General features: G+C 46.4%; 13 protein-coding genes. 9 read left to right on the top strand and 4 right to left on the bottom strand.

Going from position 1 to position 17487, the window contains the following annotated elements; all coding sequences use genetic code 11:
• Positions 1–6: 6 nt before the first annotated feature.
• Entirely contained in the window at positions 7–1107 is a 1101-nt protein-coding gene (gene dinB, locus B5F25_RS02800; RefSeq protein WP_087247435.1) for a DNA polymerase IV, read from the bottom strand.
• Positions 1108–1273: 166 nt separating this feature from the next.
• Here dinB and B5F25_RS02795 point away from each other — a divergent pair, with 166 nt between their 5' ends.
• From B5F25_RS02795 to fmt, 3 genes are all read left to right on the top strand, one after another.
• Complete coding sequence (locus tag B5F25_RS02795) at positions 1274–1837, top strand: L-threonylcarbamoyladenylate synthase (RefSeq protein WP_164470539.1); 564 nt, start codon at positions 1274–1276, stop codon at positions 1835–1837.
• 128 nt (positions 1838–1965) lie between these two features.
• Positions 1966–3765 (top strand): chloride channel protein, encoded by a 1800-nt coding sequence (locus B5F25_RS02790; RefSeq protein ID WP_022038957.1) that lies wholly within the window; start codon positions 1966–1968, stop codon positions 3763–3765.
• A 24-nt stretch (positions 3766–3789) separates the two neighbouring features.
• A complete protein-coding gene (gene fmt, locus B5F25_RS02785) occupies positions 3790–4761 on the top strand; it encodes a methionyl-tRNA formyltransferase (RefSeq protein ID WP_022038956.1) in 972 nt (323 codons plus the stop codon).
• A gap of 34 nt (positions 4762–4795) precedes the next feature.
• Here fmt and B5F25_RS02780 read toward each other — a convergent pair whose 3' ends face one another.
• Positions 4796–5512, bottom strand: a complete 717-nt coding sequence (locus B5F25_RS02780) for a NigD-like C-terminal domain-containing protein (protein WP_162614346.1) — start codon at positions 5510–5512, stop codon at positions 4796–4798.
• Positions 5513–5669: 157 nt separating this feature from the next.
• Here B5F25_RS02780 and B5F25_RS02775 point away from each other — a divergent pair, with 157 nt between their 5' ends.
• The 4 genes from B5F25_RS02775 to B5F25_RS02760 all read left to right on the top strand — a co-directional run bounded on the left by B5F25_RS02775 (position 5670) and on the right by B5F25_RS02760 (position 10244).
• Positions 5670–6224 (top strand): sigma-70 family RNA polymerase sigma factor, encoded by a 555-nt coding sequence (locus B5F25_RS02775; protein WP_087212366.1) that lies wholly within the window; start codon positions 5670–5672, stop codon positions 6222–6224.
• The gene (locus B5F25_RS02770) at positions 6221–7507 is read left to right on the top strand and encodes an outer membrane beta-barrel protein (protein WP_087247429.1); all 1287 of its coding nucleotides are present in this window, start codon (positions 6221–6223) and stop codon (positions 7505–7507) included. The genes B5F25_RS02775 and B5F25_RS02770 overlap by 4 nt, the downstream gene beginning before the upstream one ends.
• A gap of 120 nt (positions 7508–7627) precedes the next feature.
• Positions 7628–8290, top strand: a complete 663-nt coding sequence (gene rpe, locus B5F25_RS02765) for a ribulose-phosphate 3-epimerase (protein ID WP_087211302.1) — start codon at positions 7628–7630, stop codon at positions 8288–8290.
• Between the two features lie 100 nt (positions 8291–8390).
• Positions 8391–10244 carry a ComEC/Rec2 family competence protein gene (locus B5F25_RS02760; protein WP_241148341.1) on the top strand — a complete coding sequence of 618 codons (1854 nt, stop codon included), beginning with the start codon at positions 8391–8393 and terminating at the stop codon, positions 10242–10244.
• 171 nt (positions 10245–10415) lie between these two features.
• Here the strand turns inward: B5F25_RS02760 and B5F25_RS02755 are convergent, their stop codons facing one another.
• Positions 10416–11777: an MFS transporter gene (locus tag B5F25_RS02755; protein WP_087211308.1), complete on the bottom strand. Its 1362-nt coding sequence runs from the start codon at positions 11775–11777 to the stop codon at positions 10416–10418.
• Positions 11778–11868: 91 nt separating this feature from the next.
• Entirely contained in the window at positions 11869–14541 is a 2673-nt protein-coding gene (locus B5F25_RS02750; RefSeq protein ID WP_087247426.1) for a 4-alpha-glucanotransferase, read from the bottom strand.
• 409 nt (positions 14542–14950) lie between these two features.
• On the opposite strand from B5F25_RS02750, the gene pulA reads away from it, so the two are divergent.
• Together pulA and B5F25_RS02740 are read left to right on the top strand one after the other, a co-directional pair.
• Positions 14951–16945, top strand: coding sequence for a type I pullulanase (pulA, locus tag B5F25_RS02745; protein WP_087247424.1), 1995 nt, complete (start codon positions 14951–14953; stop codon positions 16943–16945).
• Positions 16946–17066: 121 nt separating this feature from the next.
• On the top strand, positions 17067–17450 hold the full coding sequence (locus B5F25_RS02740) for a VOC family protein (protein WP_087247486.1): 384 nt from the start codon (positions 17067–17069) through the stop codon (positions 17448–17450).
• The last annotated feature ends 37 nt before the right edge of the window (positions 17451–17487 follow it).

Raw genomic sequence — 17487 nt, 5'->3', positions numbered from 1 at the left:
TAATACTTATTCGTCAAAGTTTAGCCGGAGTTGAATCCATTCTTTTTTCTCGCTGTTGCAAGAGGTAAACGAATTTTCTTTGGGATTGGATACGGAAAGTCCCAGCAGGCGCACAGGGTGAGTTTCGTAATCTACTCCATTCAGTAATTGCTTGGCGAGAGGGAGGATTTCTTTCAGGGTGCGGAGCGGTTTGTCTGTACTCAAGCTACGGGTGATTTGGGTGAAATCATGGAATTTCACCTTAAGCGTCAGGGTAGAGCCTTGGAAGTTTTTCCGTTCTAAGCGTTCGCACAGTTCGCAGGCCACGTGGTATAATTCGATGATGACCGCAGAACGTACAGATATGTCTTTTTCCAGGGTATGCTCGCACCCGATGGATTTACGGATACGGGTTGGTTCTACAGGCCGGTTGTCAATACCGCGGGCGAAATCGTAGTAAATCTGTCCAGCTTTACCGAATTGGCGCACAAGCATTTCCAGCGAACATTCGCGCAATGTCCGTCCGTTATAGATACCTAGAATATGCATTTTTTGTGCCGTGACGGGGCCTACACCCCAAAAAGCCTCAATAGGTAAGTGATCGATAAAGTCTTGTGCCTGTGCCGGATGGATGGTGCATAAGCCGTCAGGCTTGCGGAGGTCGGAAGCTACTTTGGCGAGGAATTTGTTGTAGGATATACCTGCCGAAGCTATGAGGTGCAGTTCATCGCGGATGCTTCGTTTGATTTCACGGGCTATGTCTACCGCCAGTTCCATGCCTTTCTTATTCTCGGTCACATCGAGAAAGGCTTCGTCCAGCGAGATGGGTTCGATGAGGTCGGTGTAGCGGTGGAAGATTTCGTGTATCTGTGCTGATACTTCTTTGTACACGTCCATTCTGCCTTCGATGAAATGAAGATGAGGGCAGAGTTTACGCGCTTTGACCGACGACATGGCAGAACGTACACCGTACTTGCGGGCTTCGTAGCTGGCAGCAGCCACTACGCCGCGTTTGTCGGCGTGGCCTACGGCAACGGGTTTTCCTTTCAACTCGGGATGGTCGCGTTGTTCGATAGATGCATAGAAGGCATCCATGTCAATATGGATGATTTTTCGTTCGGTTGTCATAAAGTAAGGCTTTCTTCGTGCAAATTTAATGAAAGTTTTGTACTTTTGTGCGACTTGTGGTTTTTGGAACACAAGGACGCGGAGGCGCAAAGCGTTTTCTTGAAGATTTTTTTGTGTTTTTGTGTCTCGACGCTTCTGTATTCCTTATATAAATAGGTATGATATGATGAAAGAAGAAATCAGGAAAGCATGTGAAGTGATGTATAAAGGAGGAGTGATTCTCTATCCCACTGATACGGTATGGGGCATCGGGTGTGATGCTACCAACGAGGAAGCAGTGAAACGGGTGTATGAAATCAAGCGGAGGGCAGACAGTAAGGCGATGCTTGTGCTGGTAGATAGTCCGGTGAAGGTCGACTTTTATGTACGTGAGGTTCCTCCTGTAGCATGGGATCTGATAGAGATGACCACCAAACCCTTGACCATCATTTACGATGGCGCGAGAAATTTGGCACCTAACCTGCTTGCCGAAGACGGGAGTGTAGGTATCCGTGTGACCAATGAGGCTTTTTCGAAAGAACTTTGTTTTCGTTTCCGCAAGGCTATCGTTTCCACTTCGGCAAATATCAGCGGGCAGCCGTCACCGGCAGTATTCAGCGAAATAAGTGAGGAAATCAAGCAGGCTGTGGATTATGTGGTAGATTATCGTCGGGAAGAAACCGGTCATCCCAAACCATCCAGCATCATTAAGTTGGGTAAAGGGGGCGAAGTGAAGATTATCCGTGAATGAAATGAACTCCATGCGAGGAAAGAAACGGGGGTTAACACGATGAAGCGATTTTTTATTTATGGAATGATAATTCATGAAAATCTGCATGTATCCGTGTTTCTTCCGGGTGAATTAAATAACTGAAAATAATGAGGACTTCTGAAGAGAAATGGGATGTGCTTCAGCGTTTCATCAAGTGGCGCGAGAAGCACATTAAAGACAAACAGTTCATTCTGATACTGAGCTTGCTGGTAGGTGTGTTTACGGCACTGGCAGCTTACGTGTTGAAGTTTCTGGTAGAATATATCAAAGAGTTCCTGACTGACCGTTTCGACCCGATGGGTGCCAACTGGCTGTACTTGGTATATCCGGTGGTCGGTATTTTTATTACAGGATTGTTTATCCGTAAGGTAGTGCGTGATGACATCAGTCATGGGGTGACAAAAATCTTGTATGCTATCTCGCGGAAGCAGAGTCACATCAAGCGGCATAATATGTGGTCGTCAGTGTGTGCTTCGGCAATAACCATCGGCTTCGGTGGTTCAGTGGGAGCCGAGGCGCCGATTGTGCTGACTGGTTCGGCTATCGGTTCTAACTTGGGAAGCCTGTTTCGCCTGGACCATAAGACGTTAATGCTTCTGGTGGGATGCGGGGCAGCCGGGGCAGTATCTGGTATCTTCAAGGCACCCATTGCGGGGCTGGTGTTTACGCTGGAAGTGCTGATGATTGACTTGACAATGGCATCCTTGCTTCCGTTGCTTATCACTAGCGTGACAGCTGCTTCGGTGTCTTACCTGTTGACGGGTACGGAGGCGATGTTCCAGTTTCATCTGGATTATCCTTTTTCGCTGGAGCGTATTCCTTATGCCATCGGGCTGGGTATCTTCTGCGGATTGGTGGCATGGTATTTTACCCGTGCAATGAACTGGATAGAGAATATCTTTCGCCGTTATCCCAACCCGTACGTGAAGTTTGTGATAGGAGGAGCGATGTTGAGTGTTCTGATTTTCCTTTTCCCGCCGCTTTACGGTGAAGGCTACGATACTATTACACTGCTGCTGAACGGTACCAAGGAGAGCGAATGGGACACGGTAATGAATAATTCGCTTTTTTATGGCGATACGCACTTACTGATACCTTACCTGTTACTGATTATCCTGTTTAAGGTGTTTGCTTCCAGTGCTACGAACGGCGGTGGAGGCTGTGGTGGTATTTTTGCTCCGAGCCTTTTCCTAGGGTGTATTGCCGGTTTCGTTTTCTCGTACGTATGCAATGAATGTGATTTGGCCACTACTTATATTCCGGAAAAGAACTTTGCTTTAATGGGAATGGCGGGTCTGATGTCGGGCGTAATGCATGCTCCTCTGACAGGTGTTTTCCTGATTGCAGAACTGACAGGTGGTTATGCCTTGTTCTTGCCACTGATGATTGTTTCGGTGTGTGCCTACCTTACTATTATTGTGTTCGAACCTCATAGCATCTATTCGATGCGGCTGGCGAAGAAGGGCGAACTGATAACTCATCATAAAGACAAGGCAGTGCTGACATTGATGAACATCGAGAGTATTGTGGAGAACGATTTTCTGAAAGTTCGCCCAGACATGGATTTAGGCGAGATGGTGAAAGTTATCTCTCAGTCGAAACGTAATCTGTTTCCCGTGGTTGATGTCAACGATGAATTGATAGGCATCGTGAAGCTGGACGACATACGGAACATTATCTTTCGCCAGGAGCTGTATCACCGGTATTGGGTGGAAGGCTTTATGGAAAAGCCTAAGGCACGCATCGTAAAAACCGATTCGATGGAAGAGGTGATGAAGAAATTTGATACTACGGGTGCATGGAACTTGCCGGTAGTAGATGAGGCTAACCGTTATTTGGGATTCGTGTCGAAGTCGAAAATGCTGAATACCTATCGTCAGGTGTTGGTAGACCTCTCGGCAGAATGAGAAACATAAACAAGAAAAAGATATATGGAAAAGACTGATTTACGTATCGTCTATATGGGTACTCCCGAATTTGCAGTGGAGAGCCTGAAATGTCTGGTAGAGGGCGGATACAATGTAGTAGGGGTTATCACGATGCCCGACAAGCCGGTGGGACGTCACGGAAGTGTGCTCCAGCCCAGTCCGGTAAAAGAGTATGCTGTTTCACAAGGATTAAAGGTGTTGCAGCCAGAAAAACTGAAAGACGAACATTTTCTGGAAGAACTTCGTGCCTTGCATGCTGACCTTCAAATCGTGGTGGCGTTCCGGATGTTGCCCGAAGTGGTATGGCAAATGCCCCGTTTGGGTACATTTAATCTTCATGCTTCCTTATTGCCTCAATATCGGGGAGCGGCTCCTATCAATTGGGCGGTCATCAATGGAGAGACAGAAACGGGTATCACTACCTTCTTTCTAAAGCACGAAATCGATACGGGAGAAATTATCGACCAGGTCCGTGTTCCCATAGCCGACACGGACAATGTAGGTATGGTTTATGACCGACTGATGAGGCTAGGGGGTAATCTGGTGCTGAAGACTGTCGATGCTATCCTTAATAATAGTGTGAAGACTGTTCCACAGGAAAAATTGGCAGAAGGAACCGTCCTTCATCCGGCACCAAAGATATTCAAGGAAACGTGTCGCATCGACTGGACGAAAGGCGTGAAGGCGGTATACGACTTTATCCGTGGATTGTCACCTTATCCTGCTGCGTGGACAGAACTGTGTGAACCGGATGCATTGCCTGTTACATTGAAGATATATGAGACAACCAAGGAATTTGCCAGCCATTCGCTGGTTCCTGGTACCATTGTGACCGACAGAAAGTCTTATTTCAAGGTAGCTACTACAGATGGTTACCTTCATCTCCTGTCGTTGCAGCTGGCAGGCAAGAAACGGATGGATGTTTCCGATTTTCTGCGAGGTTATCGCCATACGGACGCGGCAACGGTGAGGTAAGGGTAAAATTATAGTTTCCAGCAGATGAAAGAATTTATTCTTTCAGTGCTTTCCATTCGGCACGGCTGTTTGCCCCACTGTTATAGAAAATTCTGAAACCTTTGTAACCGGAAGGGGAGAACTGGTCGATGCTTTCCAGTGTGAACGAAATCATCGATTCGGTGGAGGTGGTGGCGTAATCACCTCCGGCATCGTGTCGTAATTCTACGGGTAGCAGGCCTTCGGTATCGGGACTGCTGCCTTCTTTCACTATCAGATTGAACCGATGATAAGTTTGTGCACTTCCTTCGTAAGTATATTGGATATTGAGGTGATTTTTGCTGAGCGATGCATTGGTGATTTGCAGCGGGTCAGTTCCAAAAATGTCTACACTGTCTGCTTTTAGCATTTCGGCTCTTCGGGTTTCCACTTTATAAAGCAGGTCGACAATACGCACAGGGTAACTTTCGTGGGTGCTTCGTGGAGTGACATAGTTTAAGTAGACGAATCCTATCAGTACGCGTTGTCCGGTAGAGTCGGCGTCTATTTGGCTGATCATTTCTGGGTTTTCGGGCATCAGAGTGCCGTATCTGTCCGATTCAATGGACAAGAGTTCTCCGTTCATCATTACAGTGCCCAAGGTGGAGAATGTGCCAGCATCGCTTTGGGTCAGGTTGTCGAGGGTATCGTCCTTGGTCAGTGTACAAGAGGGAAGAGTTCCCATAAGCCCCGCAATAGTCAAGGCAACTAAAAAGTATTTTGCTTTCATCATAAAATCTGTATCTTTGTCATTTTTATGAATAAATGCGAGAGGGGCATAATTACTGCATCTGCCTTTGTTAAAACAATTTAACGCATATTTTTGGAAGAGTCGATGCAGTATTTGCACAATCATTACATTTTCAATAAAAATGCAACAGAAAGCAGACATATCAGAAGAAGAACTGGTGCTTCGATGTAAGCAGAAAGATATGCAGGCACGCCGTTTGCTCTACGAGCGTTATGGTGGTGCTTTGCTGGCTATTTGTCTTCGCTATACAGGAGACAAAGAGGTTGCCGAGGATATCTTGCACGATGGCTTCCTGCGCATTTTTGAATCTATAAGCCAACAGTTTACCTATCAGGGCGAAGGTTCGTTAAAGGCATGGCTTTCGCGGGTGATGGTCAATGAGGCACTTGGCTATCTGCGTAAGCGGAATGCCCAAGTACAGCAGGAAGTGTTGCTGGATGAGATTCCCGATATGCCCGATGCTGACGAAGACGATTTCAATGGCATACCTCCCTCGGTTTTGATGCAGATGGTCAAGGAATTACCTGAAGGCTACCGCACAGTGTTTAATCTTTATGTGTTCGAGGATAAGAGTCATAAGGAAATAGCTTCGATGCTGGGAATCACGGAGCATACTTCATCGTCCCAGTTCTATCGGGCAAAGAATTTGCTGATTAAAAAAATTAATAATTATAGAAAAAAGGAGTTGCAATGATGGACAAAGACAGATGGGCTGCACATTTTAAGAAAAAGATGGAGGACTATTCCGAACCTTTGCCTGAAGGGTTGTGGGAAAGACTGGAAGCAGAAATGTCATCTTCGCCGAAGGTTGTGCCGATGTGGCGGATGCGGCGTTTTGCTGTAGCTGTTGCAGCGGCGTTGGTGGTATCTGTATCGGTTCTTACTGCTTGGTTAGCAGGATTCTGGGCTGAAGAACTTGAGCAGCCCGATGCTGTGGTGGCAGAAAAGAATACCTTCCCAGTTGCTCCTGATGAAAAACCTTTGCTTCCTTCTGTATCCTGTCCTTTATCGAAGGTGGCAGTCGAAACACCTTTACTGGCTGATGCCCGAATGACACATTCGCTAAGTGAGTCGCCGGTGCAGTCTTTGTCGGAGGTGGATGATTCGGAAACGGTTGCGACGCCAGAAGGTGAGGAGAGTACACGACAAACAGGAGAAAATCTTCTCTCTGCTTCCGAATCAAAGGTGCGTAAGCATCACCGTGCATTTGATCAGGAACAGATGCAGCGGAACCGTGAAGTGTGGGAAGGGAAAAAGGAAAATGCTGAAAACCGTCATTGGTCAATAGGGCTCAATACAGGAAATATGCCTTTCAGTTCGTCTAACTCATTCAATGGGGTAGGTCGATTGAGTTTACAGGCTGCGCAAGTTTCGGTATCGGATATGGTGATGGCTTCCGAAGATGCCGGACGTACTGCTTATAATCAGTTATTGTTTAATAATCGTGATCAGACTTCGAAGACCGAGATACATCACAAGATGCCTGTCACAGTGGGGGCATCGTTTAAATGGAATTTCTCGTCCCGATGGGCACTTGAGACAGGGTTAACTTATACGCTCCTTTCGTCCGACCTTCGTTCGGGGACGGATACCTATCTCGAAGAAGAGCAGAAGTTGCATTATATCGGCGTACCGGTGAAATTGCATCGTTCACTGTTTGACAGCCGGTGGATTTCGCTTTATGCTTCGGCAGGTGGAATGGTGGAAAAATGTGTGTCTGCCAGTCAGGATGTGGTTTATGTCAACGGAATGACTTCGCGTGAGACGGAACATCACTCGTTGCATATTAAGGAATGGCAATGGTCGGTAACGGCGGCTGCAGGTGTACAAGTGAACATCACACCGCAGATAGGATTGTATGCCGAGCCGGGTATTGCATATTATTTTGATGATGGAAGTGATGTGGAAACTATCCGGAAGGAACATCCACTTAATTTTAATCTTCAAGTGGGTTTGCGGTTCAGCTTGACGAAGTAGGTGTCATAGGAACAGTTTCTTAAAATGGGGGGTGAGTTTGTTTTGCACAATTTTTCTTAAAAACAGCAGGATATCTGAATAAATTTACGTATGTTTGTTATTCATTAATAACTAAGACGTATGAAAACAGACTTGAAAATATCTCCTTCCCTGCTTGCTGCCGATTTCAGCAATCTGGAACTAGAACTTGAGAAGGTAAATCAGAGTGATGCCGACTGGTTGCATATTGATATCATGGACGGTGTGTTTGTACCGAACATTTCTTTTGGATTTCCCGTATTGAAATATGTGGCGAAACTTTCACAGAAGCCATTGGATGTACATCTGATGATTGTGCAGCCCGAGAAGTTTCTCCGTGAAGTGAAAGAGTTGGGGACAATGATGATGAATGTGCATTACGAGGCTTGTGTGCACTTGCATCGGGTAATACAACAGATAAAAGATGCCGGTATGAAGGCTGGTGTGACACTGAATCCATCCACCCCGGTGTCAATGTTGGAAGACATTATCAATGATGTGGACATGGTACTGCTGATGAGTGTAAATCCTGGATTTGGTGGACAGAAGTTTATTGAAAATACCATAAATAAAGTACGCGCCTTACGTTCATTGATTGACCGAAAGCAGGCTGATGTGTTGATAGAAGTGGATGGAGGAGTAAACTTGGAAACAGGTGCCCGGCTGGTAGAAGCGGGAGTAGATGTGTTGGTGACAGGAAGTACGGTGTTTAAGGCACCCGATTTTGGAGAAATGGTGCATCAACTGAAATCATTGGCTCATTGATGTGCTTGACCGTTTGACTGCTTACCCGTTGTTCCGGTTGACTCTTGCTTTGGCAACCGGAATTTTTGTTTCCGGATTTTTCTTTTCGGAGATCACATGTGTGTCAGAGCTGGAGATAGCATGGGGATGTACTTTTGTAATTGCTTTGGCATGCTATCCTTTGAAAGTTTACCGGTGGCGGATGCTTTTCGGGATAGTGGTTTATATGAATGTCGCTTTATTAGGGGCAGTCTTGTTTTTATCAGAGCGGGAGGCGATTCGTTATGCATGGGTAAAAAAACCGGTTGTTTACATCGGTACAATCATGGATGTTCCTCATCATAAGCCGAAAACCATGCAGGCAGTGGTGCAAGTAGAATGTATGAAAGTCGATTCGGCACAGTGCTGGCAGGCTGTGGACCGGAAAATTGTGTTATACTGGATGCCGGATTCTATTCAAGGTGTATTGTCATGCGGTGATCGTTTGGTCTTTCGTTCACGTATCAGTCGTCCGGTTTCGGATGTTGAACTTTCCGGTTTTGATTATGGATTGTATCTGGAGCGTCAAGGTATCGCAGGTACTGCGGTAGCCTTTGCCGGAGACTGGCAGAAACTGAAGAGCCATACAAGTCTTTCTTTCCGGCAGCGTGCTCTGCTTTATCGTGAGCAGATTGTTCGTATTTTCCAGTCGTGGGGGTTGGAAGGAGAAGTTCTTGCTGTGGTTTCGGCACTTACGGTAGGGGATAAGAGCGAGTTGACACAAGAACTGAAAGATTCGTATACGGCTGCAGGAACCAGTCACATATTGGCATTGTCTGGAATGCATATTGTTCTATTGGCTTTCATTGTGTCGTGGATACTTTATCCTTTGCGATATGTGCGTGGTGGAAAATGGCTCTTAAGTATTTTGATTGTAATTTTTTTATGGAGCTTTGCTTTTCTTTCAGGTTTAAGTCCTTCGGTGATTCGTGCGGTGGTCATGTATACTTTGTGTGTGGTGGCTGCCGTATTTACAGAAAGTAGGTTCGCAGGTGTCTCATCCGTTTCGTTGGCTGCTTTTTTGATGTTGCTTTATCAACCGATGTATCTGTTTGATGTCAGTTTTCAGTTGTCTTTTGTGGCTGTATTGTCTTTGCTGGTTATTTATCCGTTGGTGGAAAGGCTGTTGCATAGTCGTTGGTGGGTACTCAATTATCTTTGGCAATCTTTGGCAATATCGTTTGCAGCCCAGCTGGGGACACTTCCTTTTATCTTGTGTTATTTCGGTACATTTCCTACTTATTTTTTACTTGCCAATCTGGTTGTGACTCCTTTATCTGTTGTTATTTTAGCATTGACGCTAATCTGTTTGGTATGCGGAGCGATATCTTGGCTGGTGAAAGGATTGTCTTTGTCAGTGCAAGTATTGAATGGGATAATGGAGTGGGTACAGGGGTTGTCTGGGTCTCAAATTACGTCTGTTTATTTTTCTCCGTTGCAGGCGTGGCTGTTGGCTTTGTGTATAGTGGCAGCTTTATTGTATGTTTCCCGTAGGTCTGCCCGGAAACTGATTGCAGTTTTGTGTTGTTTGGATGTTTTAATGGTTACATTTCTTGTTGACCGTCTGGCTTCGACAGAGGATTATCTTTATTTTTCTCGTTCTGGCATCTATACAAAGCGCGAGCACAATGTCGTGCAATTATTTGCAAAGAATGGTATCTGTCAAATAAAAACATTACGGGTAGCACTGGCTAATGATGCACGCTGGAAAGACAAAGAAGTAACGGAACGGCTTCCGCTTGACTATATTTATATATGTAAAGGATTTAAAGGAGATATGGAGGATTTGACTGCTCTTTTCCAGTTGAGGAAGGTTGTGTTTGATAATGCATTGAATGAATCGTATAAAAAACGATTGAGGGACGAATGTGAATCATTAGGGATAGCTTGTGTGGATATGACAGAAAAGGGTTCGTATGGTGTGTTGATAAAGTGAAGATAACTTCGTCTGGTGTAAGATTAATAATCTTCCGCTTGTAAGATTAATAATCTTACAGCCTGAAGATTATTAATCTTACAGCGGATGGACTTATATGAGTTTGCCGACGCACCTATATCCGCGGGCTTCCGCAACCGGCTGCGTCTTGCTATGAATTCTATCTTTTGTTCACGCTTTCTTTTCTTTGATGAATCCCACACAGCAAGCACCGGCAAAGAGCAATATGCCAGCCAGTACCAGCATATTTACTTCGGGAGGAACATTGCCTTCACGGGTGAATAAATGAAGTATTTGTCCTCCTGTAGCGGCTGCTACAATTTGTGGGATGCAGATGGTTCCATTGAAAAGTCCCAAATATGTTCCCATGTGGCCGCCCGATAGTGAGTTGGTCAGGATGGTGAACGGAAGAGCCAGCATGGCAGCCCAAGCGCAACCTATCAGCAGGAATGCAACAAACAGCAGGTATTGGTCGTGGATGAAGAAGGTAGACACAAAGCCGATGCCTCCCAGTACCAGACTCAAGGAATAAACTAGCTTGCGGCTCTTGAAAGAAGGCAGGATTACCGCCCATATAACCGAACCGATGGCCTGTACGGCAAATAAAATACCCACCCAGTCGCCTGCATTTTGGTATTGTTTCGATTGTGTATCGAGTACCAGCGAGGTTATTCCGTCTTTCACGATTTCGACAGAAGGTGTGTCGAATACGTTGGCGGCTACCGTTCCGTTAGTGTATGTCCACATGAACATGAATGCTGCCCAGCAGAAGAACTGTACCAGCCCTACCGTCCAGAAAGCTTTCGGTGCTTTGACCAGCAGGCGGAACACATTTGTTTTTTCTTCTTCTCCGCTAGTGGCAATGCCATGGTATTCGGCATAGAGTTGCGGTGGATATTCTTTCACTTTCACGGTGGTGTAGATAACACATAGGATTAAGATGGTGGCGCCTACGTAGAATGAGTAGATGACCGAGTCGGGGATAACACCTTTGGGAGCGATATTGCTGATGCCAAGAGTAGCGAAAATAAAGGGAAAGAGGTAGCCTGCAAGGCTTCCGGCATTGCAGAGGAAACTTTGTATGGAATAGGCAAGTCCCTTTTGTTTCTCGTTCACCATGTCACCTACCATCATTTTGAACGGTTGCATGGCGATGTTGATGGAGGTGTCGAGCAACATCAGTGAGAACAGACCGAAAACCATAGCTGCCGATACGGTCATACCGAAGCTCCCGGCATTGGGTAACATACACATTACCAATACGGCGATGATGGCTCCGATGAACAAATAAGGGATGCGCCTGCCGAAACGGCACCATGTACGGTCGCTGAACACTCCGATGAGCGGCTGTACGATGATTCCCATTAGGGGAGGTAGTATCCAGAAGTAACTCAGGCTGTGAGGGTCGGCACCCAGCGTGGAGAAGATGCGGCTAATGTTGGCGCTTTGCAGGGCGTAGGCTATCTGTACGCCGAAAAAGCCGAAACTGATGTTCCACAGTTTCCAGAAACTAAGGTTAGGTATTTCTTTCATGGTTTATGAGTGTTTTTATAATCTTATTGTTTCGAATAGCACGCGACTGCACGGACGAACTACAATCGTCCGTGCAGTCGCGTAATTATTTTTATCTTCCGCTTTCGTCTATCATCCGGCGTACTTTGTCATTGAAGGCATCTTGTTTAATCAGATTTTCCAGTGTGAGATGCATACGCCAACGCCAGTAGTGTTTCGGGTTGGCGGGTACGTTGATGCGTTCGATGGTTACATCGGGGTTGCGCAATTGTTCATCCATTGCCAGCCAGTCCTGCCATGTCAGGATGCAGAGCATTGATGGGCTGTATAGGTGACGGCGCACAACATCCTCGCACAGCCATCCCGGAGCATGTTCAGGCAAATTTCCCCAGTGTCCCAGTTCGTGATAGAAGAATCTGGCAGCTACGTTTCGGTCTTCTTCCCACCAACCCCGGAAGGTAGACATGTCATGTGTACCAATGGTACATACCGAGCGGAACGGATAGGAGTGTACGTGTCCGAACTCATCTTGCGGGTTTTTCGGCATGCGTTGGATTTCGAGCGAAAGGATTTGCAGTTGTTCCATTACCCAGGGTACGCAGTCGGGCACCATTCCCAAGTCTTCGCCGCATACCAGCATCGAAGTGGCTTGTGTGAGTATTGGTAGCTTTTTCATTGCCTCGTGATACCAGAATTCATTGTGGCGGCGGTAATAATAATCATTATACAATCGGTTGAAAGCATCCTGTTCCTGTCCGGTCAGTTGGCGGTAGATGTAATCGTTCTGCACAGCAATGCGTGGATGGTACATTGTGGAGTTGTCGCGGTCGGGGATGAACAGAACATTGCTTACCAGTGCATACAGTCCTTCTTTCAGGTTGATACTTTCGGTGTCTGTGCGTCCGGCAAAGTATGCTTCTATTTTCCGTTGGGTGTCAAATTCGGGGCGCATCGAGTAGATGTCGTGGTGTTCATGGCGCACAAAGGTGTCGCGCACTTCCTGACTGCGTGTTCCGAACATTTCGTCCAGCATGTGGTCGTTGATGAAAGGACGGGTCATGAAATCTTTCTGGAAATGCAGTCCGTAACTTTCTATCTCTTCCACGCTCATCGGGAGCGATGGAACGAACTGTCCCAGCAGTCCATGAACAGAGTGGATAGGAATTTCCCAAATGCGGAAGAACCCCAGGATATGGTCGATGCGGTAAGCGGTGAAGTAATTTGCCATTTTACGGAAACGGCGTTGCCACCACTGGTAATTGTCTTTTTCCATTACCTTCCAATTATAGGTTGGCATGCCCCAGTTTTGTCCTTTGGTAGAAAACGCATCGGGCGGTGCACCGGCCTGTCCGTTCATGTTGAAATAATAAGGTTCTACCCATGCTTCTACGCTGGTACGGCTGATACCGATGGGGATGTCGCCTTTGACGATGACTCCTAGTTTACGTCCGTAGTTGCAGGCATCCAGCAGTTGGACATGAAGCAGGTACTGCACGTAGCAGTGGAACATGGTTTCGGGATAGGCTTCGTTGTCAGGTGTGCACAGTTGTTCGGCTGTTTCCGGATGGTAAGTGCTGTAGTCTTGCCATTGGTGGAAGTCAGGTGTCTGGAACTTGTCGCGCAGGTAACAGAATGCTGCATACGGGCGTAGCCACTCGGCGTTCTCACGATAGAATTCGCAGAATCCGTTCGAGTTAAGTACTGTATCTTGTTCCTGTTGGAAAATAGCTTTTAGGTAAGCTCGTTTCCACTGGTTCACAGCTTCGTAGTCTACTTGTGGCAAAGCGTTCAGTTCGTTGCGCTTCTGTTCGAATGTGATGGCAGATGCCTGGTCATTCAAGGCTGGAAGTTGCCGTAAATCGACATACATCGGATGGAAAGCATAGATGGAAATGCTACTGTATGGATACGAGTCGGTCCATGTACCGGTCATTGTCGTGTCGTTGATGGGGAGGACCTGTACGGCACGCTGGTGTGTGTGTGCAGCCCAGCGGATGAAACTCTTCAGGTCACCAAAGTCGCCCACGCCATAGCTGCCTTCAGAGCGGAGCGAGAATACAGGAATGGCACATCCGGCTATCTTGTAGCTTTCGCTGGCGAAGAATACTTCTTCTTCGGGAGTGACATAGGTCTCACCAGGCTGGAGCGACGGAGGTGTGATGCTGCGGTTTTCGTGTGCTTCCCATTCGGTTATGCTACCGTCTTCTGGAGAGAGGGTGACATACTTATATGTGAAGTCAGGGGGCAATATGGTAGCATCTATTGCTACTTGCCATTCATTAGGCTTTACTTCGTGCATGCGGAGGGGAGCTGTTTCGCCCCAGTTGCCTAATGTCTTGCAGTTACCGGTGATGCCTAATATGCGCGTGCTTTTCCCATTCGACGGGCATAAGGCACGGATGACGATGGCTGTATCGTTTCCGGGTGTCTGGAGTGTTTCGATGCGTTGTGAAACATTTTCACCACAAAATGCAGAACTGAACCGATAAGAAGCGGCAGGCAGGTCTCGCCACGTATCTTGCACCAGATAATGACGTTCTTGTGTGTCGGTTATATACAAAATGTGTGGCAGGATACCCCATTCACGTCGGATGCAGCAGTTGTCTTGCCATACTTCATAACGGTAAGTGACGAGTGGGACGGGTGTATCGGGCAGGTAATCGGTTTGTCCTTGCCAACAATAACCGTCTACAGTGGTCAGTTCTACAGTGGTCTTTTCGTCTATAAGAACGCGGAGGTTTTCACCCCAGTTCGTGTGATACTGAATTCGAAAAATAATTGTCATACGTTATCTTGGTATTAGAGTGATTTAAGAATTATCTCACAAAGATAGGGAGACTGGACGGAAACCACCCTTCGAATAATGAAAATATAAATTAAATTAAGTGGAAATAGCGGTCTCAGATATTTGTAGACGCGATTTTGGATAATAAAAATATAAAAAAGCTGTAGTTGCTTTTCCTGTTTTAGCAAGGTAAGTTTTAGTGGTTTCTTTTGTTTGTATCGGGAGAAAACCGGTATGAAATAAAAGTGAATGCTTCTATAAATACCTCATGCGGAGTGATGAAAATGCCTAATAATCAACTTAATAAAACTACGTTAAAGTTCTATATTTTTTCTATCGGTTTTTCTCATGTAATGAAAAGGTGTATCTTTAGCTACAAATTCATTATCTAACTTAATAAAAATAATCCATGAAGTTAAGACACTTGCTGATTTTGCCGGTATTGGCGGCTATGGGTTGCCAGTCCGTAAAAAACGATTATGAATCGTTTGCTGATTATCCGGTCGTGAAAGGTGACTGGGAAGAGATGGTTTATTCACCGCAGGAAACCCGGTTTGCACTGTGGGCGCCTACAGCAGAAGAAGTGAACCTGAAGCTGTATGCCGAAGGTCAGGGAGGGCAGCCTACGCGTACGGTGGCGATGAAGGCAGCCGAAAATGGTTTATGGCGTGCCGAGGTATCTGAAGACTTGGACGGTCAGTTTTATACGTTCGATGTAAAGGTAAAAGGGGTATGGTTGGGCGATACGCCGGGAGTATGGGCGAAGGCAGTTGGCGTGAATGGAGACCGGGCCGCTGTCATCGATCTGAATGCGACTGACCCTGAAGGTTGGGACAAAGACGTGCGTCCCGAACTGAAAAGCTTTGCCGACATAGTTCTTTATGAGATGCATCACCGGGATTTTTCCATCGATTCTTTATCGGGAATCGACCACCGAGGCAAGTTTTTGGCTCTGACGGAGAATGGGACAAAAACGGCTCGCGGGCAGAAAACAGGCATCGACCATCTGAAAGAGCTGGGTGTAACACATGTTCATATTTTGCCTTCGTTTGATTATTCATCAGTGGACGAAACGAAGCTGGATACTCCTCAGTACAATTGGGGATATGACCCGAAGAATTATAATGTGCCAGATGGTTCTTATTCGACCGACCCGTATGCTCCGGAGGTTCGTATCCGTGAATTTAAACAAATGGTGATGGCGCTGCATCAGGCAGGTATCCGTGTGGTGATGGATGTGGTGTATAATCATACGGCAGTGACCGAAGGGAGCAATTTCGAGCGTACCGTTCCCGGTTATTTTTATCGTCAGACACCGGAAGGGAATTTTGCCAATGCTTCGGGGTGTGGTAATGAGACAGCGTCTGAGCGTGCCATGGTGCGTAAATATATGGTGGAAAGTGTGAAATACTGGGTGAACGAATATCATGTCGATGGTTTCCGCTTCGACCTGATGGGCATTCACGATTTGGAAACCATGCGTGCCATCCGTAAAGCTGTAGACGAAATAGACCCTACTATTTATATATATGGAGAAGGTTGGGCTGCAGGTGCGCCTCAATTGCCGATGGATTCGTTGGCGATGAAAAACAATATTGACCGCTTGTCCCGCATCGCCGCATTTAGCGATGAGTTTCGCGATAGCTTGCGTGGTCCTTTCGGCAATGATGCCCAAGGTGCTTTCCTTGCCGGATTGAAAGGGCATGAGGCTGGTATTCGTTTCGGTATTGCAGGCGGCATCGAGCATCCGCAAGTCAATGGCGAAGGGGCTCATAAAGTGCCTAAATTCTGGGCATTACAGCCTACACAATTTATCAGTTATGTAAGTTGTCACGATGATATGTGCTTGGCAGACAGGCTGAAGGCTACTATGCCACAGGCTTCGGTAAATGTGCGTAAAGATTTGCATAAGTTGGCATTGACAGCTGTATTGACTTCTCAAGGCGTGCCGTTTATCTTTGCGGGCGATGAAGTGATGCGCGACAAGCAGGGTGTTCATAATTCATTCAATAGTCCGGATGAAATCAATGCCATTCATTGGGAACTTAAAAAACAAAACCGGGACTTGTTCGATTATGTAAGCGGACTTATCGCAATGCGGCGTGCTCATCCGGCTTTCCGTATGGGGGATGCCGATTCGGTACGTAAATATCTGGAGTTCTTACCTGCAACTGAAGATAATGTGGTTGCGTTCCGCTTGAAAGGACAGCCTAATGGAGATGCGTGGACGGATATAACGGTGATACTGAATGCACGCGACCATGCTACGTCTGTAGAATTGCCGGCAGGTGTTTGGCAGGTAGTATGCCGTGACGGACGGATTGCTCCGGATGCTGGATTGGGCACGTTGCAAGGAGGAAAGGTGAGTGTGGGCGCACGTTCGGCGTTGATTCTGCATCGTTGATAATGTTTTATTTTGGGAAAGGCTGACTCATAAAGAAGAGCCAGCCTTTTCTAAAAATAAGACACTCTGAGGGGATTTTCAGCTTGATAAAACAGAATTTCTTTATATAAGGATTTGTATGATGAAAATAGACCATATTGCTTTGTATGTTAATGAATTGGAAGAAGTGAAGACGTTTTTTGTCCGCTTCTTCGGGGCGGTTTCCAATGAGATGTATCATAATCCTCGGACAGGGTTACGTACGTATATCTTGTCGTTTGGTGATGGGGCAAGGCTGGAAATCATGTCTCGTCCCGATATGAAAGATGAGGCGAAAGATATGTTCCGCACCGGGTACATTCATTTGTCTTTCGCTGTGGGTAGCCAATCGGAGGTAGATCGGTTGACCGGACTTCTTTATGACAATGGTTATCGGGTGGTAAGCGGTCCGCGTATTACAGGTGACGGCTATTATGAGAGTTGTATTGAGGGTCCGGAAGGCAATCTGATTGAGATAACCGAATGAATTTTTGGCTTGGGGAATCCTGATATTTTCAATTTAT

Origin of the sequence: Bacteroides sp. An19 (assembly GCF_002160215.1) — a bacterium.
GTDB classification, from domain to species: domain Bacteria; phylum Bacteroidota; class Bacteroidia; order Bacteroidales; family Bacteroidaceae; genus Phocaeicola; species Phocaeicola intestinalis.
The sequence above is the reverse complement of the archived record's forward strand: the minus strand, read 5'-3'. Positions and strand labels throughout refer to the sequence as shown.

Excerpts from the sequence above, each read along its gene's own strand:
- B5F25_RS02780 (WP_162614346.1), bottom strand. The coding sequence starts at position 5,512 with ATGATGAAAGCAAAATACTTTTTAGTTGCCTTGACTATTGCGGGGCTT.
- B5F25_RS02740 (WP_087247486.1), top strand. The coding sequence starts at position 17,067 with ATGAAAATAGACCATATTGCTTTGTATGTTAATGAATTGGAAGAAGTG.
- B5F25_RS02795 (WP_164470539.1), top strand. The coding sequence starts at position 1,274 with ATGAAAGAAGAAATCAGGAAAGCATGTGAAGTGATGTATAAAGGAGGA.
- B5F25_RS02755 (WP_087211308.1), bottom strand. The coding sequence starts at position 11,777 with ATGAAAGAAATACCTAACCTTAGTTTCTGGAAACTGTGGAACATCAGT.
- B5F25_RS02790 (WP_022038957.1), top strand. The coding sequence starts at position 1,966 with ATGAGGACTTCTGAAGAGAAATGGGATGTGCTTCAGCGTTTCATCAAG.
- pulA (WP_087247424.1), top strand. The coding sequence starts at position 14,951 with ATGAAGTTAAGACACTTGCTGATTTTGCCGGTATTGGCGGCTATGGGT.
- rpe (WP_087211302.1), top strand. The coding sequence starts at position 7,628 with ATGAAAACAGACTTGAAAATATCTCCTTCCCTGCTTGCTGCCGATTTC.
- B5F25_RS02750 (WP_087247426.1), bottom strand. The coding sequence starts at position 14,541 with ATGACAATTATTTTTCGAATTCAGTATCACACGAACTGGGGTGAAAAC.
- dinB (WP_087247435.1), bottom strand. The coding sequence starts at position 1,107 with ATGACAACCGAACGAAAAATCATCCATATTGACATGGATGCCTTCTAT.
- B5F25_RS02770 (WP_087247429.1), top strand. The coding sequence starts at position 6,221 with ATGATGGACAAAGACAGATGGGCTGCACATTTTAAGAAAAAGATGGAG.
- fmt (WP_022038956.1), top strand. The coding sequence starts at position 3,790 with ATGGAAAAGACTGATTTACGTATCGTCTATATGGGTACTCCCGAATTT.